The organism is Streptomyces sp. NPDC013317 (genome assembly GCF_055563155.1).
On record NZ_JBVHDX010000008.1, the window covers coordinates 258,346 to 282,875 of the forward strand.

The window sequence follows — 24,530 nt, forward strand, 5'->3', positions numbered from 1 at the left end:
GGCGGACGTCCTTTCCCTCGGCCTTCCCCTGGGGCGGGCGGCTCAGGACCAGCCTGCGACGGCGGGGCCCGCGCCGCATGCCGGGTCGTCCGCACGGGACACGGGCCGCCCGCACAGGACACGTCGCGGGATCGCGGGAGAATGGGGGTACGAGGCACGAGGAGGCGGATGCCGTGGCGTCGTACATCGCCGTGACCGCCCTCAGCCACGCCGGGCTGATGCGCGAGCACAACGAGGACAGCCTCGTCGTCGGGCCCTGGACCCTGTGCGGGACGGTGACCGACACCCCCCAGACCCTGGCCTTCCCGCCGGACCGGCCGCTCCTCGTCGCCGTCGCCGACGGGCTCGGCGGCCAGCCGGCCGGCGAGGTGGCCAGTGCCCTGGTCGTCCGCCGGCTCGCGGGTCTCGGACCCGCGCTCGACGGCCCGGAGACGGTCGGCGAGGCGCTGGCCCTCTGCAACCGTGCCGTGTACGCGGCCGCCGACGGCCGTCCCGAGCTGGCCACCATGGGGACGACCGTCGCGGGCACGCTGGTCCTGGACGGGTCGCTGCTGTCGTTCAACGTCGGCGACAGCAAGGTCTTCCACGCGACCGGTGACGGGCTGCGCCAGGTCAGCGTGGACGACAGCCCGCCGCCCGCGCCCGGGCACCGGACCACGTCGGCCGTCACCCAGACCCTCGGCGGCAGCCTGACGTACAACCCGGTCGCCCCCCACATCGCCGCCTTCCCGCTCTCGCCGGGCGACCGCTATCTCGTGTGCAGCGACGGGCTCACCGACCCCGTGCCCGAGGGCGAGATCGAGGAGCTGCTGCGCGTCCACGACGACGGCAAGGCGGCCTTCGAACTGTGGAAGGCCGCCATCGACGCCGGTGGGCCGGACAACATCACCATCGCCCTCGTCCGAATCGGCGAGTGATCACGAACTCCCGCCGGTCCGAGCGGGGCCGTTCACGGGCCGTCAAGCGGGGTGTCGCAGCAGCGCGGGGCGGGGCCGGGGCCCCCGTCGTACGATCGGCCGGCCGCGCGATCATGGGGCCATGAAGCCGCGCTGTGCCGTACTCGACGACTACCAGGGCGTCGCCCTCTCCTCCGCCGACTGGAGCCGGCTCGCCGACCGCGTCGACGTACGCGTCCTGCGCGAGCACCTGACCGACCGGGACGCGCTGGTCGCGGCGGTCGGGGACTGCGAGATCCTCGTCGTCATGCGCGAGCGGACGCCGCTGGACGCAGAGCTGCTCGGGCGGCTGCCCCGGCTGCGGCTCGTGGTCACCTCCGGCATGCGCAACGCCTCCATCGACCTGGCGGCGGCGGCAGCCCTCGGGATCACCGTCTGCGGTACGGCCAGCAGCTCCGAACCGCCCGCCGAGCTGACCTGGGCGCTCATCCTGGGGCTGGCCCGGCAGGTCCCGGCCGAGGCGCAGGCGCTGCGCGAGGGAGGGCCCTGGCAGTCGACGGTCGGCGCGGACCTGTCCGGGCGGACGCTCGGGCTCGTCGGCCTCGGCAAGATCGGCGGCCGGGTCGCCCGGGTCGGGCTCGCCTTCGGCATGGAGGTCGTCGCCTGGAGCCCGAACCTGACGGCACAACGGGCGGCGGAGCACGGGGTCGCCCACGTGCCGGACCGGCGGGCGCTGATGGAGCGCGCGGACGTGGTGTCGCTGCACATGGTGCTCTCCGAGCGGACCCGCGGGCTGATCGGGGAGCCCGAACTGCGGGCGATGCGACCGTCGGCGTATCTGGTCAACACCTCTCGGGCGGGCCTGGTCGACGGCGAGGCGCTGCTGCGGGCGCTGCGCGAGGGCTGGATCGCGGGCGCCGGACTCGACGTCTTCGCCACCGAACCGCTCCCGGCCGACGACCCCCTGCGCACCCTGCCGAACGTCCTGGCGCTGCCGCACCTGGGGTACGTGACGCGCGGCAACTATGACCGCTACTTCGGGCAGGCGGTGGAGGACATCGAGGCGTACCTGGCGGGCACTCCCGTACGGACGCTGGGGGAGCGGTAGCGCGGAGGAGCGGTGGCGTCCGGGAGGGAGCGGTAGCGCGGGCGGCACGTCGACGGCGGCACGTCGGCGCCACGTCGGCGGCGGCACGTCGGCGCCACGTCGGCGGCGGCACGTGGTCGTGACGGCGGGGCGGCCGTATGGGACGGTGGACGTATGCCCGTACCCGTGATCCTCGACTGCGATCCCGGTCACGACGACGCGTTCAACATCCTGCTGGCTGCCGCCCATCCGGCCGTCGACCTGCTGGCCGTGACCACCGTGGCGGGCAATCAGACGGTCGAGAAGACCACCCTCAACGCCCGCCGGGTCTGCGCCGTCGCCGGGATCCGCGGGGTGCCGATCGCGGCCGGACGGGACCGCCCGCTGCACGGGCCGCCGCTCGTCGCGGAGAACATCCACGGCGGCTCGGGGCTCGACGGCCCGGGCTTCGGCGACGGCGAACCGGACGTCCCGCAGGACCCGCGCGACGCGCGCACACTGATCCGGGACACCCTGCTCGCGCATCCCGCGCCCGTCACGCTCGTACCGACCGGGCCACTGACCAACATCGCCACCTTTCTGCTCGCCCACCCGGAGCTGACCCCGCGCATCGAGCGGATCGTGCTGATGGGCGGCTCGACGGGGCGCGGGAACACCACCCCGGCCGCCGAGTTCAACATCCTCTGCGACCCCGAGGCGGCGGACATCGTCTTCTCCAGCGGGCTGCCGATCACGATGTTCGGGCTCAACGCCACCCACCAGGCACGCGCGACCGCCGACGTCGTCTCGCGGATCGCGGCGCTCGGCACGCCTCTGTCCAAGCTCTGCGTCGAGCTGCTGACCTACTTCGCCGGTACGTACCGCGAGGTGTTCGGCTTCGACGCCCCGCCGCTGCACGATCCGCTGACCGTGGCGCATCTGATCGACCCGTCCCTGATCAGCCTGGTGCGGGCGGCGGTGTCGGTCGAGCTGACGGGCACGTACACGCGGGGCGCGACGGTGGTGGACCTGCTCGGGGTGACGGGCCGCCCGGCCAACGCGGAGGTGGGTATGGAGGTCGACGTCGCGGGCTTCTGGGATCTGATCGTGGAGGCCGTGCGGGTGCTGGGCGAGCCCTCCCGGGACTGACGAGACGGAACGTCTTGCAAGCTGGCGAGCGAACCCTTATCGTCGGTCACACGAGACGATACGTATCGTCTTGAGTTCCTGCCCCTTGCCCCCTTGTCCTGTCCCTGTCCCTGTCCCTGTCCCCGACGCGAAGGATCCCCACTTGTTCCGAGTCCAACTCACCGACGTCACCAAGCGCTACGACGACCGGCTCGTCCTCGACCGCGTCTCCCTCACCGTGCGGCCCGGCGAGCGCGTGGGCGTCGTCGGCGACAACGGCTCCGGGAAGTCCACCCTCCTCAGGCTCCTCGCCGGCCTGGAGGCGCCCGACAACGGCACCGTCGCCGTCGACTCCCCCGGCGGTCTCGGCCACCTCCCCCAGACCCTGGACCTCGCGGGGACGGCGACCGTCGGCGACGCGATCGACCTCGCGCTCGCCGACGTACGAAGGCTGGAACGCTCGATCCGGAAGGCCGAGGCGGCGCTCTCGCGCACCGGCGACCTCGACGGCTACGCCGCGCTGCTCGCCGCGTACGAGGCGCGCGGCGGACGGGACGCCGACCGGAGGGTGGAGACGACACTCCGCCGGCTCGGCGAACGCGAACCGCTCGATCGCGACCGCGCCCTGGGCACCCTCTCGGGCGGACGGCGCTCACGCCTCGCGCTCGCCGCGACCCTCGCCTCCGACCCCGAACTGCTGCTGCTCGACGAGCCGACCAACGACCTCGACGACGAGGCCGTGGCCTGGCTGGAGGAGCGGCTGCGCACCCACCGGGGGACGGTCGTCGCCGTCACCCACGACCGGGCCTTCCTCGACGGGGTCACCACCGCCGTCCTGGAGGTCGACCACGAGCGGCGGACGGTACGCCGGTACGGCAACGGCTACGCCGGCTATCTGACCGGACGGGCGGCCGAACGGGCCCGGTGGGAGCGGGAGTACGAGGAGTGGCGGGCCGAGACCGCCCGCAGGTCGACGCTCGCCGACACGAACATCGACCGCTTCTCCGCCATCCCGCGCAAGGCTCCGGCTGCGTTCAGCGGGGCGGGCGCGTTCCGGGCCCGGTCACGGGCGCACGGCGCGATGAGCAGGATCCGGGCCGCCCGGGAGAGGCTCCACCGGCTGGACCAGAACCCGGTGCCGCCGCCCCCGGAGCCGCTGAGGTTCGCGGCCGACATCGAGGGCGACCCGGGTGCGGTCGCGCTGACGGACGTACGGGTGGAGGGCAGGCTGCGCCTGGACTCCCTGCATCTGGCCCCCGGCGAACGCCTCCTGGTCACCGGCCCGAACGGCGCGGGCAAGACCACGCTGCTCAAGGTCCTCGCCGGCGAACTCGCCCCGGACGGCGGGACGGTGACGGTCCCACCGCGGGTCGGCATGCTCCGCCAGGACGGCGCCCCACCGGACGACCCGCGCACGGTCGCGGCGGCCTTCGGCCCGGGCCGGGAGGAGGAGCTGCTCCGGCTCGGGCTCTTCGGAGCGGCCGATCTGAGCACGCCCGTAAGGGAGTTGTCGACGGGCCAGCGCCGCAAGCTGGAGCTCGCCCGTCTGGTCAGCCGCCCGACGGACCTGCTCCTCCTCGACGAACCGACCAACCACCTGGCCCCCGGCCTCGTGGAGGAACTGGAGGCCGCACTCGCCACCTACCGGGGCACGCTGGTCGTGGTCACCCACGACCGCCGCATCAGGCGGTCCTTCCCCGGCCGCCGCCTCGAACTGGCCCCGGCGCAGGCGGCCCGGGTGTAGACCGTCGGCCGTCGAGGCCCGGCGCCGGGGCCGCCCGGCCCCGGCGGAGGCCTCAGCCCTCGGCGCCGTCCTCCAGGTCGCCCTCCGTGTCCAGGAAGACCTGGCGCAGGGCGGCCAGGGTCTGCGGGTCCGGCTTCTCCCACATGCCGCGCGACTCGGCCTCCAGGAGGCGTTCCGCGATGCCGTGCAGGGCCCAGGGGTTGGCCTCCTTCAGGAAGGCCTGGTTCTCCGGGTCCAGGACGTACGTCTCGGTCAGCTTGTCGTACATCCAGTCGGCGACCACGCCCGTCGTCGCGTCGTAGCCGAAGAGGTAGTCGACCGTCGCCGCCAGTTCGAACGCGCCCTTGTACCCGTGGCGGCGCATCGCCTCGATCCACTTCGGGTTGACCACCCGGGCGCGGAAGACCCGCGAGGTCTCCTCGACCAGGGTCCGCGTGCGGACCGTCTCCGGGCGGGTGGAGTCGCCGATGTACGCCTCGGGGGCCGTGCCCGTCAGCGCGCGGACGGTCGCCACCATGCCGCCGTGGTACTGGAAGTAGTCGTCCGAGTCGGCGATGTCGTGCTCACGCGTGTCCGTGTTCTTCGCGGCCACCGCGATCCGCTTGTAGGCCGTCTCCATCTCCGAGCGGGCCGGACGGCCCTCCAGACCCCGGCCGTAGGCGTAGCCGCCCCACACCGTGTACACCTCGGCGAGGTCCGCGTCCGTGCGCCAGTCGCGCGAGTCGATCAGCTGGAGGATGCCCGCGCCGTAGGTGCCCGGCCGCGAGCCGAAGATCCGGGTCGTCGCGCGCCGCTCGTCGCCGTGCTCGGCCAGGTCGGCCTGCGCGTGCGCCCGTACGAAGTTCTCCCCGGCCGGCTCGTCCAGCGAGGCCGCCAGCCGTACGGCGTCGTCGAGAAGCCCGATGACGTGCGGGAAGGCGTCCCGGAAGAAGCCCGAGATGCGCAGCGTGACGTCGATGCGCGGGCGGCCCAGCTCCGCGAGCGGGATCGCCTCCAGGCCGTTGACGCGGCGCGAGGCGTCGTCCCAGGTGGGGCGGACGCCCAGCAGGGCGAGGGCCTCGGCCACGTCGTCGCCCGCCGTGCGCATCGCGCTCGTGCCCCACAGCGAGAGACCGACGGAGGTCGGCCACTCCCCGTTGTCGGAGCGGTAGCGCTCCAGGAGCGAGTCGGCGAGCGCCTGGCCGGTCTCCCACGCGAGGCGGGAGGGGACGGCCTTGGGGTCGACGGAGTAGAAGTTCCGGCCGGTCGGCAACACGTTGACCAGGCCGCGCAGCGGCGACCCGGAGGGCCCCGCCGGGACGAAGCCGCCGTTCAACGCATGGACGGCGTGGGCGAGTTCGTCGGTCGTGGCGGCGAGCCGCGGCACGACCTGCTCGCAGGCGAAGCGGAGGACGGCCTGGACGTCGGGACCGTACGCGGCGGCGACCGCCGGGACCGCGTCCACGGACCAGTCCGCCGCCTCCATCGCCTCGACCAGCTCGCGCGCCGTCGCCTCCGCCTCGTCGGCGGTGGTGCGGGTCGCGGCGGACTCGTCCAGGCCCAGGGCCTCACGGAGACCCGGCAGGGCCTGCGTGCCGCCCCAGATCTGCCGGGCGCGCAGGATCGAGAGCACCAGGTTCACGCGCTCGGGACCGGCCGGCGCCCCGCCGAGCACATGCAGACCGTCCCTGATCTGGGCGTCCTTGACCTCGCACAGCCAGCCGTCGACGTGCAGCAGGAAGTCGTCGAAGCCGTCGTCCTCCGGTCGGGCCTCCAGGCCCAGGTCGTGGTCGAGCTTCGCCGCCTGGATCAGCGTCCAGATCTGCGCGCGGATGGCGGGCAGCTTGGACGGGTCCATGGAGGAGATCTGCGCGTACTCGTCGAGCAGCTGCTCCAGGCGGGCGATGTCGCCGTACGAGTCGGCGCGGGCCATCGGCGGCACCAGGTGGTCGACCAGCGTCGCGTGCACGCGACGCTTGGCCTGCGTGCCCTCGCCCGGGTCGTTGACCAGGAACGGGTAGACCAGCGGGATGTCGCCGAGCGCCGCGTCCGGTCCGCAGGCGGCGGACAGGCCGGCGTTCTTGCCGGGCAGCCACTCCAGGTTGCCGTGCTTGCCGAGGTGGACCATCGCGTCGGCGCCGAAGCCGCCGTCCTCGGCGCGCGCCGCGATCCAGCGGTAGGCGGCCAGGTAGTGGTGGGACGGCGGGAGATCGGGGTCGTGGTAGATCGCGATCGGGTTCTCGCCGAAGCCGCGCGGCGGCTGGATGAGGACGAGGAGGTTCCCGCGCCGCAGGGCGGCGAGGACGATGTCGCCCTCGGGGTTGCGGGACCGGTCGAGGAACATCTCGCCGGGCGCCGGGCCCCAGTGCTCCTCGACGGCCTCGCGCAGCTCGGCCGGGAGGGTCGCGTACCAGCGGCGGTAGTCGGCGGCCGGGATGCGGACGGGGTTCTTCGCCAGCTGCTCCTCGGTCAGCCAGTCCTGGTCGTGGCCACCGGCCTCGATCAGGGCGTAGATCAGCTCGTCGCCGTCCCCGGAGACCAGCCCGGGGATCTCCTCGACCGGGCCGAAGTCGTACCCCTCCTCACGCAGGCGCCGCAGGAGCGCGACGGCGGAGGCGGGGGTGTCGAGGCCGACCGCGTTGCCGATCCGGGAGTGCTTGGTCGGGTACGCGGAGAGGACCAGCGCGAGCCTCTTCTCGGCGTTCGGGATGTGCCGCAGGCGGGCGTGGCGGACCGCGATCCCGGCGACGCGCGCGGCGCGCTCGGTGTCGGCGACGTACGCCGGAAGTCCGTCCTCGTCGATCTCCTTGAAGGAGAACGGGACGGTGATGAGCCGGCCGTCGAACTCGGGCACGGCGACCTGGCTCGCGGCGTCCAGCGGGGAGAGGCCCTCGTCGTTCTCCTCCCAGGCGGCGCGCGAGCCGGTGAGGCAGAGCGCCTGCAGGATCGGCACGTCGAGGGCGGCGAGCGCGCCCGCGTCCCAGGCGTCCTCGTCCCCGCCCGCCTGCGCCTCGGCGGGCTTGGTGCCGCCGGCCGCGAGGACGGTGGTGACGATCGCGTCGGCCGTACGAAGGGTGTCGAGCAGCTCCGGCTCGGGGGCGCGCAGGGAGGCGACGTACAGCGGCAGGGCACGCGCGCCCGCGTCCTCGATCGCCGCGCAGAGCGAGTCGACGAAGGCGGTGTTCCCGCTCATGTGGTGGGCGCGGTAGTAGAGCACGGCGACGGTCGGGCCGTCGGTGGCGCGCGCCTCCCGCTCCAGCGGGCCCCAGGTGGGCGCGGCGGCCGGGGCGTCGAAGCCGTGACCGGTGAGCAGCACGGTGTCGGAGAGGAACCGGGCCAGCTGCTCCAGGTTGGCCGGGCCGCCGTGCGCGAGGTAGGCGTGGGCCTCGGTGGCGACGCCGACAGGGACGGTGGAGGCCTCCATCAGCTGGGCGTCGGGAGCCTGTTCCCCGGAGAGCACGACCAGCGGCTTCTCCGTCGCCCGCAGGGCGTCCAGGCCGTCCTCCCAGGCGCGCAGACCGCCGAGGAGGCGTACGAGAACGAGGTCGGCGCCGTCCAGGAGCCCGGGCAGGTCGTCCAGGGCGAGGCGGGAGGGGTTGGCGAACCGGTACGCGACGGGGCCGCCGGCCGCGCGGGCGCTGAGCAGGTCGGTGTCGGAGTGCGACAGCAACAGAATTCGCATGCGTGCGCAGGCCTTCCTCGGGGTTGTCCGCGCCCCGGGTGGTCGTGTGGACGGCAGGAGTTCCTGACTCACCCGGCCCCTTCCGGGACCCGGCTCACAGTGGCGGGACCGCGCCGGATTCTCACCGGGCTTCCTCCCCGGGGTCCTGGGACCCCATGCCGATCTGCATAGTAGATCGTGCGCTCGGCGGCCCGGGGGGTCACCCGGATTCACGTGGGTATGCTCGCCGCCATGCCGCCCACCACGCCCCCTGCGCCCAACCAGGGCGAACCTCTCATACGGGACCGTGGCGACGCCTGCCCCGGGGCGCTCCGACTGCACCCCGCCGACGACGGTCGCCTGGCCCGACTGCGCCTGCCCGCAGGGTTGTTGACGTCTCGTCAGGTCCAGGTTCTGGCGTCGGCGGCGGAGTCCCTGGGCGACGGACGGGTGACGGTCACGTCCCGGGGGAACGTGGAGCTGCGGGGCCTCGGCGAGGGCTGCGGCGCGGAACTGGCGGACCGCCTGGCGGAGGCGGGCCTCCTCCCCTCGACCACCCACGAACGGGTCCGCAACATCGTCGCCTCCCCGGCGGCCACACTGGACGGACTCGGCCACGCGGACGTCCAGTTGTGGGCCCGCGAGCTGGACGCGCTGCTGTGCGCGACCCCCTGGACGGCGGCCCTCTCGGGCCGCTTCCTCTTCGCCCTGGACGACGGCCGCGGCGACGTGGCGGGGCTGGGCGGAGATGTGACCTTGATCGCAGAAGGCCCCCGGCCGGACGCCGACCGGACGGGCACGAGCCCGTCGCCCGGCGGAGCCACGGCGAGCGGGAGCGTCGGCCCCGCGCCGCGCGCCGCCGACGCCCTGCTGTGCGTCGGCGGACAGGCGTTCCGCGTCGCAGGTGCCGACGCGCCGCGAGCCGCGCTCGCCGCGGCCGACGCGTTCCTGCGGGCCGCACAGGACGCCGGAAACGGCGCGTGGCGCGTGAAGGAACTGCCGCGCTCCGGAGCGCCGGAAGCGGAAGCCACCGACGCCGCCGGCCCGAACGGGCTGCCGGGCGCCGACGGCCCGGAGGACGGGGCCGGCGCGGCGAACGCCGAGACCGGCCTCCTCGACCTCGCCGCCGCACTCGCGCGGGCCGGCGTCGACGCCCGCCCCGTCACCCCCGCACCGCCGCTGCCGCACCGCGCTCCGCCCGAGCCCGGAGCGCTCGGCGGGCGCGCGCTGCACGTGCTCGCGCCCCTCGGGCGGCTGACCGCCGCCCAACTCCGGGCGCTGTTGCCCGCCGACGAGGTGCGGCTCACGCCCTGGCGTGGTGCCGTCGTCGTCGGGGCCTCCCCCGAGCGACTGCCGGAGCTCGACGCGGCCGGCCTCATCACCCGGCCCGCCGACCCCTGGGTCGGCGTCGGCGCCTGCACCGGGCGCCCCGGCTGCGCCAAGTCCCTCGCGGACGTGCGCGCCGACGCCACTCCCGGCCGCGGCGGTCTCCCCGTCCACTTCTCCGGGTGCGAGCGTCGGTGCGGCCACCCGCAGGGCCGCGCCTGGGTCGACGTCGTCGCCACCGACGACGGCCACTACCTCGTGGACGGCCGCCCCACCCCCCGTACAGACCTTCCCCACGCCGTCGCGGCGGCCCGCACCCCAACGAGATGAGCGAGAGCAACAGGATGTTCGACTACGAGAAGGACGGCGCGGAGATCTACCGCCAGTCCTTTGCCACGATCCGCGCCGAAGCGGATCTGGCGGGTCTGCCCGCCGACGTCAGCCAGGTCGCGGTGCGCATGATCCACGCCTGCGGCATGGTCGACCTCGTCCGCGACCTCGCGTACTCGCCCGAGGTCGTCTCCCGCGCCCGCGCCGCCCTGCGCGCCGGCGCGCCCATCCTCTGCGACGCGCAGATGGTCGCCAGCGGCGTCACCCGCAAGCGGCTGCCCGCCGACAACGACGTGGTGTGCACGCTCTCCGACCCGTCCGTGCCCGCGCTCGCCGCCGAGCTCGGCACGACCCGCAGCGCCGCCGCGCTCGAACTCTGGCGCGACCGCCTCGAAGGCTCGGTCGTCGCCATCGGCAATGCCCCGACCGCCCTCTTCCGCCTCCTGGAGATGATCGAGAAGGGCGCCGGACGCCCGGCGGCCGTCCTCGGCATCCCGGTCGGCTTCATCGGCGCCGCCGAGTCCAAGGACGCGCTGGCCGACCAGACCCTGGGCCTCGACTACCTCGTCGTACGCGGCCGGCGCGGCGGCAGCGCGATGACCGCCGCCGCGATCAACGCCATCGCGACCGAAGCGGAGATCCAGGCATGAGCGCCACCACCCCCGGCAGGCTGTACGGAGTCGGCCTCGGCCCCGGCGACCCGAACCTGATGACGGTGGCCGCCGTGAAGGCGATCGCCTCCGCCGACGTGATCGCCTACCACTCCGCCCGCCACGGCCGCTCCATCGCGCGCTCGATCGCCGCCGAGCACATCCGCGAGGACCACGTCGAGGAGCGGCTGATGTACCCGCTCACGGTGGAGACCACGGACCACCCCGGCGGCTACCGTGGCGCGCTCGACGACTTCTACGAGGAGGCGGCCGCCCGTCTCGCCGCCCACCTGGACGCCGGCCGCACGGTGGCCGTGCTCGCCGAGGGCGACCCGCTCTTCTACGGCTCGTACCAGCACATGCACAAGCGCCTCGCGGACCGCTACGACACCACCGTCATCCCCGGTGTCACCTCCGTCAGCGCCGCCGCCGCCCGGCTCGGGGAGCCGCTGTGCGAGGCGGAGGAGGTCCTGACGATCATCCCCGGCACCCTGCCGGAGGACGAGCTGACGGCCCGCCTCGCGGGCACGGACTCGGCGGTCGTGATGAAGCTCGGCCGCACGTTCCCGACCGTGCGGCGCGCCCTGGAGCGGGCGGGCCGGCTGGAGGACGCCCGCTACGTGGAGCGGGCGTTCATGGCGGGCGAGCGGACGGCGGTCCTCTCCGAGGTCGACGCCGAGACGGTGCCGTACTTCTCGGTGGCCGTGCTGCCCTCCCGTATCGACGCCGTCGCCCCCGAGTCCCGCGAGACGGGCGGCGAGGTCGTCGTCGTCGGCACGGGCCCCGCGGGCGCGCCCTGGCTGACCCCGGAGTCGCGCGGCGCGCTGGTCAACGCCGACGACCTGGTCGGCTACACCACGTACCTCGACCGGGTCCCGGCGCTGCGTCCCGGCCAGCTCCGGCACGGTTCGGACAACAAGGTCGAGTCCGAGCGCGCCGAGTTCGCCCTCGACCTGGCCCGGCGCGGGCGCCGGGTCGCGGTCGTCTCGGGCGGCGACCCGGGCGTCTTCGCGATGGCGACGGCGGTCCTGGAGGTGGCGTCGGAGGAGCGGTACGCGGACGTTCCGGTACGGGTCCTCCCGGGCGTGACGGCCGCGAACGCGGCGGCGGCCGCGGCGGGCGCCCCGCTGGGCCACGACTACGCGACCGTCTCCCTCTCCGACCGCCTCAAGCCCTGGGACGTCATCGCGGCGCGGCTGCGCGCGGCGGCCTCGGCGGACCTGGTCCTGGCGCTCTACAACCCGGGCTCGAAGTCCCGTACGCACCAGGTGGCGGCCGCCCGTGACCTGCTCCTCGAACTCCGCTCCCCCGAGACCCCGGTGGTCGTGGCGCGGGACGTGGGCGGCCCGGAGCAGTCGGTACGGGTGGTGACGCTGAAGACGCTGGAGCCGTCGGAGGTCGACATGCGGACGCTGCTGCTCATCGGCTCGTCCCAGACGCGCGCGGTCCAGCGCGGCGACGGCCGCACGATCACCTGGACGCCCCGGCGCTACCCCGAGGCGTAGGCGGGAAGGGCCGCGACGGCCCCCGAGGCGTAGGCGGGAGCGGGGCCTTCACGCCCGCGGCGGAGGTGCCTCCGCCCGCCCCCGCACCCATGCGGCGGCCTCCTCCGGGGTCGCCGCCACCGGTACGCCCTGCGGGACCGGCGGGCGGCGGACGATGACCACCGGAATGCCCGCCTCGCGGGCCGCGGCGAGCTTGGGGGCCGTCGCGGCACCCCCGCTGTCCTTGGTGACGAGGACGTCGATGCCGTGGCGGGCGAGCAGCTCCCGCTCTCCCTCCAGGGTGAACGGCCCCCGGTCCAGGAGGACTTCGGTGCGGGCGGGCATCGGGGGCTCGGGGGCGTCCACCGACCGCACGAGGAACCGCTGCGGGCAGTCGGCGAAGGCGGCGAGCCCCATCCGGCCGGTCGTCAGGAACACCCTGCTCCCGAGCCCGTCCAGAGCCCGTGCCGCCTCCTCCAGGGAGGAGACCGGGTGCCAGTCGTCCCCCGCCGCCGGGACCCAGCCGGGGCGGCGCAGGGCGAGCAGGGGAACATGGGCGGTGGCGGCCGCCCGGGCCGCGTTGAAGCTGATGTTCTCCGCGAAGGGATGGGTGGCGTCGATGAGCACGTCCACGGCGTGCGCGCGCACCCACTCCACGAGCCCGTCCACGCCGCCGAACCCGCCGATCCGGACCTCCCCGACGGGCAGCCGGGGGGCGGCGACCCGCCCGGCGAGCGAGCTGGTGACCCGTACGGTGGCGTGGAGTCGCGCGGCGAGGGCGCGGGCCTCGGTGGTCCCGCCGAGAATGAGTACGTGCACGGGAGCCCTTTCATGAGCGCAGGCGGCGGGCGCGACGCCCAACTCAAGCACACCGGTCTGCGCCCCGGGTGGACGACCGGGGCGTGCGCGACGGCGGCGACGACGGCCGCGTACACGGCGCTCCTGACGGGCGACTTCCCCGACCCCGTGACGATCACCCTGCCGAAGGGCGGCCGCCCGGCGTTCGCGCTCGCGGCGGAGGAGCTGACGGCGGACCACGCCATGGCGGCGGTCGTGAAGGACGCGGGCGACGACCCGGACGTGACCCACGGGGCGCTGATCCGCTCGACGGTACGGCTCCTCCCGGCCGGCTCGGGCGTCGTGTTCCGCGCCGGTCCCGGCGTCGGTACGGTCACCCTGCCGGGCCTCCCCCTGGAGGTCGGCGAGCCGGCGATCAACCCGGTCCCGCGGCAGATGATGCGCGAGCACGTGGCGGAGGTCGCGGCGGCGCACGGCGCGGGCGGCGACGTGGAGATCACGGTCTCCGTCGACCACGGCGAGGAGATCGCCCGCTCGACGTGGAACCCGCGGATCGGGATCCTCGGCGGCCTGTCGATCCTGGGGACGACCGGGATCGTCGTGCCGTACTCCTGCTCGGCCTGGATCGACTCCATCCGCCGGGGCGTGGACGTTGCGCGCGCGGCGGGTCTGACGCATGTGGCGGGCTGCACCGGCTCCACCTCGGAGAGGACGGTGACGACGCTCTACGACCTTCCGGAGATCGCCCTGCTCGACATGGGCGACTTCGCGGGCGCCGTCCTCAAGTACGTCCGCCGCCACCCGGTCGACCGCCTCACCGTCTGCGGCGGCTTCGCCAAGCTCTCCAAGCTGGCCGCGGGCCATCTGGACCTCCACTCGGCCCGCTCCCAGGTCGACAAGGCCTTCCTCGCGGACCTGGCCCGCACGGGTGGTGCGTCGGAGGCCCTCGCCGCGGAGATCGCCGGGGCGAACACGGGCCTGGCGGCCCTCCGCCTCTGCGAGGCCGCGGGCGTGCCCCTCGGCGACCTGGTGGCCGCCCGCGCCCGCGACGAGGCCCTGGCGGTCCTGCGCGGCGCCCCGGTCGCGGTCGACGTCGTCTGCATCGACCGCGCGGGCACGGTGGTGGGCCGAGCGGAACCCGCCGGACCGTGACGGCGGCCGGGCTCACCGGCCGTGCGACACGGGATGCGGCCCCCGAGCTCCGAACCTAGGCTTGCGAGGGCAGTGCCCCCACGAGAGAGGGATGTGCCCCATGGCGAAGCGAGGCAACAAGAAGCGCGCCCGCAAGAAGAAGAAGGCGAATCACGGCAAGCGGCCGAACGCCTGACAGCCGGGGCCGGACACCCACCGGGGTGTCCGGCCCGGGCGCGTGGAGGGGGGCGGCGCCGGCCCACCGGCCACCGCTCCCCGTTCAGCAGGTGTGACGGTCCCTCGCCGGGTCGTAGAGGTGGCTGTCACGGAACTGCGAGGCCGCCAGCGTGCGGCCGACCAGGATCACCGCCGTCTTGGTGATCCCCGCCTCCTTCATCTGCCCCGCGATGTCCTCCAGCGTGCCCCGCAGCACGATCTCGTCCGGGCGGCTGGCCATCGCCACGACCGCGGCCGGGCAGTCCGCGCCGTAGTGGGGGAGCAGCTCGGCGACGACCCGGTCGACGTACCGGGCGGCCAGGTGGAGCACCAGGAGGGCGCCGCTGCGGCCCAGGGTCGCCAGGTCCTCGCCCTCCGGCATGGGCGTGGCCTGCTGGGCGATGCGGGTGAGGATGACCGTCTGGCCCACCGTCGGGACGGTGAGCTCCCGCTTGAGCGCGGCCGCCGCGGCGGCGAACGCCGGGACGCCGGGGACGACCTCGTACGGGATGTCCAGCGCGTCGAGCCGGCGCATCTGCTCGGCGACCGCGCTGAAGACGGACGGGTCGCCGGAGTGCAGCCGCGCCACGTCCTGCCCGGCCTCGTGGGCGCGGACGATCTCGGCGACGATCCGGTCCAGGTCCAGGTCCGCGGTGTCGACCAGCCGCGCGTCCGGCGGGCACTCGGCGAGCAGTTCGCGCGGGACCAGGGAGCCCGCGTACAGGCAGACCCCGCAGGAGGCGAGGGTGCGGGCGCCCCGCAGGGTGATGAGGTCGGCCGCGCCCGGGCCCGCTCCGATGAAGTAGACGGTCATGCTCCAGCTCCTGCCTTCGTTACGGACCACTGTGTGACCGGCATCGCCTGGCGCCAGCCGGTGAAGCCGCCCACCGGGACGGCCTGGGCGACGGCGAGCCGGACCAGCTCCCCGCCGTGCTCGCCGTACCACCGGGCGAGCAGCGCCTCGGACTCCAGCGTCACGGTGTTGGCGACCAGCCGTCCGCCCGCGGGCAGGGCGTTCCAGCACGCGTCGAGCAGGCCCGGCGCGGTGAGGCCGCCGCCGATGAAGACCGCGTCCGGGACGGGCAGGCCGGCCAGGCCGCCGGGCGCGGCGGCGGTCACGACCCGCAGCGCGGGGACGCCGAGGGCGGCGGCGTTGCGTTCGATCCGGGCGGCCCGCACGGGGTCCTTCTCCACGGCGACGGCCCGGCAGGACCGTTCCGTACGCATCCACTCGATGCCGATCGAGCCGGAGCCGCCGCCGATGTCCCACAGCAGCTCCCCCGGCGCGGGGGCGAGCGCGGCGAGCGTCGCGGCGCGAACGTACCGCTTGGTGAGCTGGCCGTCGTGCTCGTACGCCTCGTCCGGCAGCCCGGGCACGGCGCCGAGGCGCGGCGCGCCCGGCGAGCGGACGAGGTCGAGGGCGATCACGTTCAGGGGGTCGACCCGCTCGTGCGGCGGCCAGGCGTCGGCCGTGCCGTCGACGGTCCGCTCGCGGTCCGAACCGAGCTGCTCCAGGACCCGCATCCGGGTCGCTCCGAAGCGCTTCTCCCGCAGCAGCGCCGCGACCGCGCCGGGCGTCTCGGCGCCCTCGCTGAGGACGAGCACCCGTCGGCCGTCGTGCAGCGACGCGGAGAGCGCGGCGAGGGGGCGGCCCACCAGGGAGACCGTCTCCACGGTCTCCAGGGCCCAGCCGACGCGGGCGCAGGCGTACGACACGGAGGAGGGGTGCGGGAGGACCCTCAGGCCGGCGCGGCGCTCGGGGTCCAGCGTCTCCACGAGCGTCCGGCCGATGCCGTAGAACATCGGGTCGCCGCTGGCCAGCACCGCGATCCGCCGGCCCTCGTGGGCGGCGAAGAGTCCGGGGACGGCGGGCCGCAGCGGCGAAGGCCAGGCGATCCGCTCTCCGGGGCACTCGGCGGCGGGCAGCAGGCCGAGCTGACGGGGGCCGCCGATCAGGACCTCGGCGGCGCCGAGGACGCGGCGGGAGCGCGCGGGAAGGCCGTCCCAGCCGTCCGCGCCGATCCCGACGACCGATATCGCAGCTGGAGGAACGGTACTCACGTCGGCGAACTCTACGGGAGGCCCCTCCCGCACCCTGCTTCTGGGCGTTCCGGCCCACGTGGACGAGGAGCCGGCGACCTGGAGGGGGCCGGGAATGGGACGCGGGGATGCGCCGTTGAGCGAGATAGTTTACGATTCAACCAACAGCCCCCGAGGCGAGAGGTGAGCACGATGCAGTTCGGGATCTTCACCGTCGGTGACGTCACGACCGACCCCACGACCGGCCGCACCCAGAGCGAGCACGAGCGGATCAAGAACACGGTCGCCATCGCGCTCAAGGCCGAGGAGGTCGGCCTCGACGTCTTCGCGACCGGCGAGCACCACAACCCGCCGTTCGTGCCGTCGTCGCCGACCACCCTCCTCGGACACATCGCCGCGCGCACGGAGAAGCTGATCCTCTCCACGTCCACGACGCTGATCACCACCAACGACCCGGTGAAGATCGCCGAGGACTACGCCACCCTGCAGCACCTCGCCGACGGCCGCGTGGACCTGATGATGGGCCGCGGCAACACCGGCCCGGTCTACCCGTGGTTCGGTCAGGACATCCGCCAGGGCATCCCGCTCGCCATCGAGAACTACGCCCTCCTCCACAGGCTGTGGAGGGAGGACGTCGTCGACTGGGAGGGCAAGTTCCGCACCGCCCTCCAGGGCTTCACCGCCACGCCCCGCCCGCTGGAGGGAGTGCCGCCGTTCGTCTGGCACGGCTCCATCCGCTCCCCCGAGATCGCCGAGCAGGCCGCGTACTACGGCGACGGCTTCTTCGCCAACCACATCTTCTGGCCCAAGCAGCACACCGAGAAGATGGTCCGTCTCTACCGCCGGCGGTACGCGCACTACGGCCACGGCACGGCCGAGCAGGCGATCGTCGGCCTCGGCGGCCAGGTCTTCATGCGGAAGAACTCCCAGGACGCCGTACGGGAGTTCCGCCCGTACTTCGACAACGCGCCCGTCTACGGCCACGGCCCGTCCCTGGAGGAGTTCACCCGCGAGACCCCGCTGACGGTCGGCTCGCCGCAGGAGGTCATCGAACGCACCCTGTCCTTCCGGGAGTACGTAGGCGACTACCAGCGCCAGCTCTTCCTGGTGGACCACGCCGGTCTGCCGCTGAAGACCGTCCTGGAGCAGCTCGACATCCTCGGCGAGGAGGTCGTCCCCGTGCTGCGCAAGGAGTTCGCCAACCTGCGGCCGGCCGGTGTCCCCGAGACCGCCCCGCTCCACCCCGCCGTCACCCGCACCGGCACCGACAACCAGGAGGCGTAAGTCATGCAGACCCTGAAGCTGGTGGCCGTGTCGGCCGGTCTGAGCAGCCCCTCCTCCACCCGGCTGCTCGCCGACCGCCTCGCCGGGGCGGCGAAGGCGCGGCTGACCGAACAGGAGTACATCGTCGAGGTCCGGGTCGTCGAGCTGCGGGACATCGCCGTCGACATCGCGAACAACTTCGTCACCGGCTTCCCCTCGGGGCAGCTCCAGGAGGCGATCGACACGGTGACCGGTGCCGACGGGGTGATCGCGGTGACCCCCGTCTTCACCGCCTCGTACAGCGGTCTGTTCAAGTCCTTCTTCGACCTGATCGGCCCGGTCGCGCTGACCGGCACGCCCGTGCTGATCGCCGCGACCGGCGGAACGGCCCGGCACTCCCTCGTCCTCGACCACGCGTTGCGCCCGCTCTTCGCCTATCTGCGGGCCCTGGTCGTCCCGACGGCCGTCTACGCGGCCTCGGAGGACTGGGGCTCGGGCGGCGACGAATACACCGACGGCCTCCCGTCCCGGATCGCCCGGGCGGGCCACGAACTCGCCGACCTGGTCGCGGCCAGGGGCCCGGCGGGCGACGCGGACGAGGACGAGGTCGTGCCGTTCGAGCGGCAACTCGCCGACCTGCGCCTGGACTGATCCGCTCTTACGTTGGCGTCGGGGGCAGATGTGCCGTACGACGAGCGGAGATCGACATGGCCGGCAGGATCGTGGTGGGCGTGGACGGGTCGGAGCCGTCCCTGAAGGCGCTGAAGTGGGCGGCCGCCCAGGCCGCCCTCACCGGGGACTCCCTCCAGGCGGTGATCGGGTGGGAGTACCCGGCGTCCTGGACGGCCGCGCCCGGGGTGCCGCCGGACTTCAACCCCGAGATGCTCGCAGAACAGTTCCTGGACGAGTCACTGGCCAAGGCGCTGGACCCGTCCGTCGCCGCCGGCGTCACCCGCACGGTCGTCGGCGGCAACGCGGCCCAGGCCCTGATCGACCAGGCCGAGGGGGCCACCCTGCTGGTCGTCGGCGACCGCGGCCGCGCCGGCTTCAAGGCCGCACTGCTCGGCTCGGTCTCCACCCGGGTGACCCAGCACGCCCCGTGCCCGGTGGTCGTGGTCCGGGGCGAATGAGCCGGTTGCCGTGCAACCGGCCGTCGGCGGGCGCATGATGCCCTCATGGACATCAAGCTGGAACTGATCGGCGTGCCCGTCACCGACATCGAGCGGGCCAAGGCCTTCTACGAGCAGGTGGGTTTCCATCTCGACCACGACTTCCCCGTCAGCGACGACATCCGCTTCGTCCAGATGACCCCGCCCGGTTCGGCCTGTTCCATCGCCTTCGGCAAGGGCATCACGGAGATGAAGCCGGGCTCCCTCGACAACATGCAGGTCGTCGTGACGGACATCGAGGAGGCGCACGCCGACCTCAAGCGGCGCGGGATCGAGACCAGCGAGATCGACGACCAGCCGTGGGGCTCCTTCGTGTACTTCGCCGACCCGGACGGCAACCGCTGGGCGGTCCAGCAGACCACCCCGCGAGGGCAGTGACCCCGCACGGCGGTGACGCCGTGCCGAGGTCAGCAGGTACGGCGGGCGGCACGTACGGCGGTCACCACGCGCGGCGGTGACTACTTGCGGTTGTAGAGCCGCATCGTGATCGCACCGAAGACGATCACGAAGAGCGCGGACCACCCGAGCGACCAGGCGATGTCCGCCGCCGGCCAGTTCCCGGCCATCAACTCCCGTACCGCCGTCGCCACGTGCGTCACCGGGCTGTTGTTCACGAACGCCTGCAGCCAGCCCGGCATCGTGCTCGGGTCGACGAACACGTTGGACAGGAACGTCAGCGGGAAGATCACCATCATGCTGACGCCCATGACCGACTTCTCGCTGCGCAGCATCAGTCCGAACATCGTCCAGATCCACGAGAACGCGAACGAGAACACCAGGAGCAGCGCGACCCCCAGCAGTACGCCGACCACACCGCCGTCCGCGCGGTAGCCGATGATCATGCCGACCGTGAGCATGACCGCCGACGCGATCAGATAGCGCACGACGTCACCGAGCAGATAGCCGACCATCGGGGCGGGCCGCCAGATCGGCAGCGTGCGGAAGCGGTCGAAGACGCCCTTCTCGATGTCCGTGTTGACCGAGACACCCGTGTACATCGTGATCATCACGACGCTCATCACGAGGATGCCCGGCAGCAGGAACTGGATGTACGCCGAGACCGAGCCGGCCAGCGCGCCTCCGAAGAGGTACGTGTACATCAGCACCATCATGATCGGGAACGCCGTCACGTCGAACAGCTGCTCCGGCACGTGTTTGATCTTCAGCATGGCCCGCCAGCCGAAGGTCATCGACGCGGAGAGCGCGCTTGGGCGCGGCGGACGGGTCCCGCCCACGAGGAGCGCCGCGAGTTCGTCCGCCTTCGGGGCGACGAAGTCGAGCGTGTCGGCCGCTTCCTTGCCGGTGGTGACGGTGGTCATGCCGTCGTTCCTTTCCTGTCCGTCAGCGCCAGGAACACCTCGTCGAGGCTGGGCTGGCCGAGCGCGAAGTTGTCGACCGTGATGCCGGCCCGCGACAGCTCCGCCAGCGCCCGGGCCGCCTGCTCGGCGGCGCCGAGGTCCGTGCCGTGGCCGTCGACGGTGGCGGTGAGGGCGACCGGGTCCGGGTCGAGCTGGACCGTGGCCTTCAGGGCGTCCCGCAGGACCCGCTCCGCCTCCGGGCGCTGCTCGGCGTCCCGGAGCCGTACGTGCACCGATCCCGAGCCGACGGAGGCCTTGAGCTCGCCCTTCGTACCCTCCGCGATCACCTTCCCGTGGTCGATGACGGCGATACGGGAGGCGAGCTGGTCCGCCTCGTCCAGGTACTGGGTGGTGAGGAGGACCGTGGTGCCCTGGGCGACGACCGCGCGGACGATGTCCCAGACCTGGTTGCGGCTGCGCGGATCGAGGCCGGTGGTCGGTTCGTCGAGGAAGAGCAGGTCGGGGGTGTTGAGGATGGACGCGGCGATGTCGATACGGCGCCGCATCCCGCCCGAGTAGTTCTTGATCTGCTTGTCGGCGGCCTCCGCCAGTCCGAACGCGGCGAGCAGCTGCTCCGAGCGGTCCCGTGCGGCGGAGCGGCTGTGGCCGAGGAGCCTGCCGAGCAGGACGAGGTTCTCGGTGCCGGTGAGGTCCTCGTCGACGGAGGCGTACTGACCGGTGAGGCTGACCCGGCCGCGCACGGTGTCGGCGTCCTCGACGACGTCCTTGCCGAAGACCCGGGCCCGCCCGCCGTCGGGACGCAACAGGGTCGCGAGCATCTTGACGGCGGTGGTCTTGCCCGCGCCGTTGGGGCCGAGGACGCCGTACACGGTACCGGCCGGAACCCGCAGGTCGACACCGTCGACGGCACGGTTCGTACCGAAGACCTTGACCAGGCCCTCCGTCTCGATGGCGAGGTCGGTCATGCGTGTGCCTCCAGGCTGCCGGATGCGGTCCGCTCCACCCAGTCTCCGACGGACGCGGCCCGTATGCCAGAGAGCGACCCGATCTCCCCCGTCCGGCGCAGAGAGCCGGGCCCCACCACGACAGGCGGAGCCGGGAGGCCTGTTCCTCGCCTCTACCGGCGTCTCGGGGCCTGGGCCCCGCCGTTCGCCGGCATCACGGTCGGGTGCTGGTGCTGGTGCCGGACCACGGCGCGCTCCACGGCCCCGACGTCCTCGTGGGTGTAGAGCCAGTAGAACGCGGCGATGATGGTCCCCCCGGCGACGACCAGGCCGAGGACGGTGGCCGAGTACACGCTCGGGCCCGAGAGGCTGAAGAGGAAGCCGACGGCGCAGCCGGTGAGCACGCCCCAGGCCGCCGCGTGCACCTCGCGCGGCAGGACGTGGCCCCACTGGCGCAGTGCGTACACGGCGCCCGCGAGCACGGCTCCGGAGACGATGCCGAGGACGACCTCGCCCCAGTCGATGATCCCTCCGTCACGGACGATCGCGGCCGCCCAGAAGCCGTAGGCGAAGCCCAGCGTGAGGGGCAGGACCAAGCCTTGGGTACTCAGATGCCTCCGGGCGGGCATCGCTGCGTGTGCGGCCATGGCAGGAGCTCCTTCACTCTCGCCCCCCTGCACCCTCTAGGTCACACCCGCAGCCCCCGCCGCCGCAACCGGGCGGGACGGGGGCAGGCGCCGGCCGGCGCTCGCCCCCGTCCCGTGCCGGCGTCGGCCGGCGCCTCGGGGCCGGTCGGTTCGGGCTGAGGCGGGGCCGGAGGCGGTCACACCGCCGGGCGGACCGCGACCGCGTCGATCTCGAAGAGCATCCCCGGCAGCGCGAGCGCGGCGACGCCGCTGAGCGTCTGCGCGGGCAGCCGGTCGCCGAAGGCGCCGTGCAGCGCCCCGCCGAGGACCTCCAGCTTCGCGAGGTCGTGGTCGACGATGTACGAGCCGAGGCGTACGACGTGCTCGAAGCCGAGCCCCACGCCCTCCAGCGCGCGCCGGAGGTTGGTGAAGGCCAGCTCGACCTGGGCGGCGAAGTCCCCGGGGACGGGGGCGCCGGTCTCGTCCGAGGCGTACTGGCCGCCGATGAAGACCAGCTCGCCGGGGGCGGAGACGGCGTGGCTGTAACCGAAGGGGGACGGGTCGTGGAGGGTCGCCGGGTTGGTGATCGTGCGCGCGTCGGTGGCCGTGACAGCCGGGATGGTGGTCATGAGCTGTGCTTCCTTCCGGAGGTTACGGCCGCCAGGCAGGCGGCCGGTGAGCGCGGCACCCGCGGAGAGCGGCGCGGTGAGCGCGGTCGCGTCGACGAGCAGCCCGACGAGGAGGGCGCCGAGTGACGGCCGCGACCCGGGCACGGCCCTCTTGCCGCGCCGCCCCCTTCTCAATCTGGATATCAAACATCCAGAATCACCCCCTTGAAAAGCCCTCCCGTCGAAGGGAGGGCGCGTCGAGAACGGCCCGGTGGGCACGTCAGGCGTTGGCGAACCAGTGGCGGATGCGCTCCGGGGCCGCGGGCGCCTGGAGCTCCGCCCGCTGCCGGACGTCGTCCAGGGTGCGGGCCGCCAACTCCCGCCGCCAGGCCAGCTCGGCCGCCCCCATCGCGCCCGCGATCGCGCACTCGGCCGCGTAGCTCCCGGCCGGTCCGGCGCCCGGCCCCTGCTGCCGGATCTCGGAGCAGCGGAACGCCTCCTCCGGGCCCTCGATCGCCGTGACGACGTCCATGAGCGTGATCCGGTCGAGCGGCCGGGCCAGCCGGAAGCCGCCCTTGGGGCCGGAGACGGAGCTGACGATCCCGGCCCGGGAGAGGGCCTGGAGCTGCTTGTTGAGGTAGGCCGAGGGCAGCTCGTGGTAGGCCGCGAGCCGCGCCGCCGTCACCGCCCGCTCCGGCCCGATCCAGGCCAGGTTGAGGCAGCTGTGCAACGCCCACTCGACGCCCTCGTTCATCCTCATATTCTGGATATTAAATATCCAGGATGCCGGAGGCAAGCCCGGAAAGCCGCCGCAGCGCGTCGTCCAGGACCGGCAGCGGGGGCGAGGCGAGCCCCACCCGCACCGCGCCCGCCGCGCCGCGACCCCCCGCCGCGAAGTCCGCGCCCGGGGTCAGCGCGATCCCGTGCTCCGCCGCCGCGGCCACGAAGGTCTCGGCCCGCCAGGGCGCGGGCAGCTCCCACCAGCAGTAGTACGCCTGCGGCGAGGTGCGGATCTCGTACCCGCCCAGATGCCGCCGCACCAGCGCGTGCCGGGCCGCCGCGTCCGCGCGCTTCCCCGCCGCCACCTCCGCCACCGTGCCGTCCGCCGCCCACCGGGTCGCCGCCGCGAGCGCCAGCCCGCCCGCCGTCCACGCGCCGGAGCGCAGCGCCCCCGCCAGCTCCTCCACCAGGCCCGCCGGAGCCACGAGATGGCCTACGGTCAGCCCGGGTGCGAGGCGCTTGGAGAGGCTGTCGACGAGCACCACCCGCTCCGGGGCGTGCGCGGCCAGCGGCGCCGGGGCGTCCGGCACCAGGAACGCCCACGTGGTGTCCTCGATCGCGGTCAGCCCCGACTCCCGCAGCACGCCCGCCAGTTCGGCCCGACGTTCCGGACCCGCCGTCACGGAGAGCGGGTTGTGCAGGGTGGGCTGGACATACACGGCGGAGAGCGATCGCGCGCGGACCGCCGCCGCGAGCGCGTCCGGCCGTATCCCCTCCTCGTCGAGCGCGATCGGCACCAGCCGCACCCCCAGCCGCTCCGCCACCGTCCTGACCAGCGGATACGTCAGCTCCTCCACGCCCAGCACACCCCCGGGCGGCACCAGCGCGGCGAGCGCCGCCGCGATGGCCTGGCGGCCGTTGCCCGCGAAGAGCACCCGCTCAGGCTCGGGCTCCCAGCCCCGCCGCGCGAGCACCCGGACGGCGGCGGCGCGCGCCTGGGGCGTCCCGGCTGCCGCCGCCGGGCCGTTCGTCGCGCCGGCCAGCACATCGGGGCGGGCCAGGGAGACGAGCGCCCGCGCCATCAGCTCCGACTGCCCCGGAATCACCGGGTAGTTGAGCTGGAGGTCGACCGGCGCGTGCCCGGTGGCCTCGGCGAGCGCGACCGCGGCCCCGGCCGACGGCGGAGCCGCCCGTACGAAGGTGCCGCACCCCACCTCCCCCACGACCAGACCCCGGCGCGCCAGCTCTCCGTACACCCGGATCGCGGTCGAGTTGGCGATCCGCTGCCGCCGGGCGAAGACCCTCTGCGGCGGCAGCCGGTCGCCGGGGCGCAGCCGCCCGTCCGCGATCCGCTCCGCGACACGGTCGGCGATCCGGCGGTACTCCTCCATCGGGCTCCCTCTCATTGCACCGAGAGCAAAGGATGTCATTG

At 73.9% G+C, this 24,530-nt stretch carries 23 protein-coding genes and 1 riboswitch; of the genes, 13 read left to right on the top strand and 10 right to left on the bottom strand.

Annotation, left to right across the window (positions count from 1 at the left end):
* The first annotated feature begins 218 nt into the window (after positions 1 to 218).
* From ACZ3IJ_RS22270 to abc-f, 4 genes are all read left to right on the top strand, one after another.
* On the top strand, positions 219 to 917 hold the full coding sequence (locus ACZ3IJ_RS22270; RefSeq protein ID WP_467470830.1) for a PP2C family protein-serine/threonine phosphatase: 699 nt from the start codon (positions 219 to 221) through the stop codon (positions 915 to 917).
* A gap of 121 nt (positions 918 to 1,038) precedes the next feature.
* On the top strand, positions 1,039 to 2,004 hold the full coding sequence (locus ACZ3IJ_RS22275; protein WP_467470697.1) for a D-2-hydroxyacid dehydrogenase family protein: 966 nt from the start codon (positions 1,039 to 1,041) through the stop codon (positions 2,002 to 2,004).
* A 153-nt stretch (positions 2,005 to 2,157) separates the two neighbouring features.
* Positions 2,158 to 3,111, top strand: coding sequence for a nucleoside hydrolase (locus ACZ3IJ_RS22280; protein WP_467470699.1), 954 nt, complete (start codon positions 2,158 to 2,160; stop codon positions 3,109 to 3,111).
* 142 nt (positions 3,112 to 3,253) lie between these two features.
* Positions 3,254 to 4,834: a ribosomal protection-like ABC-F family protein gene (gene abc-f, locus ACZ3IJ_RS22285; protein WP_467470701.1), complete on the top strand. Its 1,581-nt coding sequence runs from the start codon at positions 3,254 to 3,256 to the stop codon at positions 4,832 to 4,834.
* Between the two features lie 52 nt (positions 4,835 to 4,886).
* On the opposite strand, the gene cobN is transcribed toward abc-f, so the two are convergent.
* Positions 4,887 to 8,495, bottom strand: coding sequence for a cobaltochelatase subunit CobN (cobN, locus tag ACZ3IJ_RS22290; RefSeq protein WP_467470703.1), 3,609 nt, complete (start codon positions 8,493 to 8,495; stop codon positions 4,887 to 4,889).
* Between the two features lie 39 nt (positions 8,496 to 8,534).
* Positions 8,535 to 8,669, bottom strand: a riboswitch (cobalamin riboswitch).
* Between the two features lie 45 nt (positions 8,670 to 8,714).
* On the opposite strand from cobN, the gene ACZ3IJ_RS22295 reads away from it, so the two are divergent.
* The 3 genes from ACZ3IJ_RS22295 to ACZ3IJ_RS22305 are packed head-to-tail and all read left to right on the top strand — an operon-like array spanning position 8,715 to position 12,285.
* Positions 8,715 to 10,130 (top strand): cobalamin biosynthesis protein CobG, encoded by a 1,416-nt coding sequence (locus tag ACZ3IJ_RS22295; RefSeq protein WP_467470832.1) that lies wholly within the window; start codon positions 8,715 to 8,717, stop codon positions 10,128 to 10,130.
* Between the two features lie 14 nt (positions 10,131 to 10,144).
* Positions 10,145 to 10,780: a precorrin-8X methylmutase gene (locus tag ACZ3IJ_RS22300; RefSeq protein WP_391800229.1), complete on the top strand. Its 636-nt coding sequence runs from the start codon at positions 10,145 to 10,147 to the stop codon at positions 10,778 to 10,780.
* Positions 10,777 to 12,285 (top strand): precorrin-2 C(20)-methyltransferase, encoded by a 1,509-nt coding sequence (locus ACZ3IJ_RS22305; RefSeq protein ID WP_467470705.1) that lies wholly within the window; start codon positions 10,777 to 10,779, stop codon positions 12,283 to 12,285. Before ACZ3IJ_RS22300 ends, ACZ3IJ_RS22305 begins: the two co-directional genes overlap by 4 nt.
* A 48-nt stretch (positions 12,286 to 12,333) precedes the next feature.
* On the opposite strand, the gene ACZ3IJ_RS22310 is transcribed toward ACZ3IJ_RS22305, so the two are convergent.
* Positions 12,334 to 13,083 (bottom strand): cobalt-precorrin-6A reductase, encoded by a 750-nt coding sequence (locus ACZ3IJ_RS22310; RefSeq protein ID WP_467470707.1) that lies wholly within the window; start codon positions 13,081 to 13,083, stop codon positions 12,334 to 12,336.
* Between the two features lie 12 nt (positions 13,084 to 13,095).
* Between ACZ3IJ_RS22310 and ACZ3IJ_RS22315 the strand changes: the two genes are divergently transcribed.
* The gene (locus ACZ3IJ_RS22315; RefSeq protein ID WP_467470709.1) at positions 13,096 to 14,214 is read left to right on the top strand and encodes a cobalt-precorrin-5B (C(1))-methyltransferase; all 1,119 of its coding nucleotides are present in this window, start codon (positions 13,096 to 13,098) and stop codon (positions 14,212 to 14,214) included.
* A 100-nt stretch (positions 14,215 to 14,314) separates the two neighbouring features.
* Positions 14,315 to 14,389: a 50S ribosomal protein bL37 gene (locus ACZ3IJ_RS22320; RefSeq protein WP_099895366.1), complete on the top strand. Its 75-nt coding sequence runs from the start codon at positions 14,315 to 14,317 to the stop codon at positions 14,387 to 14,389.
* Between the two features lie 84 nt (positions 14,390 to 14,473).
* Here the strand turns inward: ACZ3IJ_RS22320 and cobM are convergent, their stop codons facing one another.
* The gene (gene cobM, locus ACZ3IJ_RS22325) at positions 14,474 to 15,223 is read right to left on the bottom strand and encodes a precorrin-4 C(11)-methyltransferase (RefSeq protein ID WP_391800154.1); all 750 of its coding nucleotides are present in this window, start codon (positions 15,221 to 15,223) and stop codon (positions 14,474 to 14,476) included.
* On the bottom strand, positions 15,220 to 16,470 hold the full coding sequence (gene cbiE, locus ACZ3IJ_RS22330; RefSeq protein WP_467470711.1) for a precorrin-6y C5,15-methyltransferase (decarboxylating) subunit CbiE: 1,251 nt from the start codon (positions 16,468 to 16,470) through the stop codon (positions 15,220 to 15,222). Before cbiE ends, cobM begins: the two co-directional genes overlap by 4 nt.
* Positions 16,471 to 16,641: 171 nt before the next feature.
* Between cbiE and ACZ3IJ_RS22335 the strand changes: the two genes are divergently transcribed.
* The 4 genes from ACZ3IJ_RS22335 to ACZ3IJ_RS22350 are packed head-to-tail and all read left to right on the top strand — an operon-like array spanning position 16,642 to position 19,259.
* On the top strand, positions 16,642 to 17,733 hold the full coding sequence (locus ACZ3IJ_RS22335) for an LLM class flavin-dependent oxidoreductase (protein WP_467470713.1): 1,092 nt from the start codon (positions 16,642 to 16,644) through the stop codon (positions 17,731 to 17,733).
* A gap of 3 nt (positions 17,734 to 17,736) precedes the next feature.
* Complete coding sequence (locus tag ACZ3IJ_RS22340) at positions 17,737 to 18,363, top strand: FMN reductase (protein ID WP_467470716.1); 627 nt, start codon at positions 17,737 to 17,739, stop codon at positions 18,361 to 18,363.
* 56 nt (positions 18,364 to 18,419) lie between these two features.
* Positions 18,420 to 18,842 carry a universal stress protein gene (locus tag ACZ3IJ_RS22345; protein WP_467470718.1) on the top strand — a complete coding sequence of 141 codons (423 nt, stop codon included), beginning with the start codon at positions 18,420 to 18,422 and terminating at the stop codon, positions 18,840 to 18,842.
* A 45-nt stretch (positions 18,843 to 18,887) separates the two neighbouring features.
* Entirely contained in the window at positions 18,888 to 19,259 is a 372-nt protein-coding gene (locus tag ACZ3IJ_RS22350) for a VOC family protein (protein WP_391800149.1), read from the top strand.
* Positions 19,260 to 19,339: 80 nt separating this feature from the next.
* On the opposite strand, the gene ACZ3IJ_RS22355 is transcribed toward ACZ3IJ_RS22350, so the two are convergent.
* The 6 genes from ACZ3IJ_RS22355 to ACZ3IJ_RS22380 form a co-directional block, all read right to left on the bottom strand.
* Complete coding sequence (locus ACZ3IJ_RS22355; protein WP_467470719.1) at positions 19,340 to 20,200, bottom strand: ABC transporter permease; 861 nt, start codon at positions 20,198 to 20,200, stop codon at positions 19,340 to 19,342.
* Positions 20,197 to 21,165 carry an ATP-binding cassette domain-containing protein gene (locus tag ACZ3IJ_RS22360; protein ID WP_467470721.1) on the bottom strand — a complete coding sequence of 323 codons (969 nt, stop codon included), beginning with the start codon at positions 21,163 to 21,165 and terminating at the stop codon, positions 20,197 to 20,199. Before ACZ3IJ_RS22360 ends, ACZ3IJ_RS22355 begins: the two co-directional genes overlap by 4 nt.
* Before the next feature lie 152 nt (positions 21,166 to 21,317).
* Complete coding sequence (locus ACZ3IJ_RS22365; RefSeq protein WP_467470723.1) at positions 21,318 to 21,791, bottom strand: hypothetical protein; 474 nt, start codon at positions 21,789 to 21,791, stop codon at positions 21,318 to 21,320.
* A 176-nt stretch (positions 21,792 to 21,967) separates the two neighbouring features.
* Complete coding sequence (locus ACZ3IJ_RS22370; protein ID WP_467470834.1) at positions 21,968 to 22,399, bottom strand: RidA family protein; 432 nt, start codon at positions 22,397 to 22,399, stop codon at positions 21,968 to 21,970.
* A gap of 259 nt (positions 22,400 to 22,658) precedes the next feature.
* Entirely contained in the window at positions 22,659 to 23,132 is a 474-nt protein-coding gene (locus ACZ3IJ_RS22375; protein WP_352187373.1) for an RrF2 family transcriptional regulator, read from the bottom strand.
* Positions 23,133 to 23,148: 16 nt separating this feature from the next.
* A complete protein-coding gene (locus ACZ3IJ_RS22380) occupies positions 23,149 to 24,489 on the bottom strand; it encodes an aminotransferase-like domain-containing protein (protein ID WP_467470725.1) in 1,341 nt (446 codons plus the stop codon).
* Between the last annotated feature and the right edge of the window lie 41 nt (positions 24,490 to 24,530).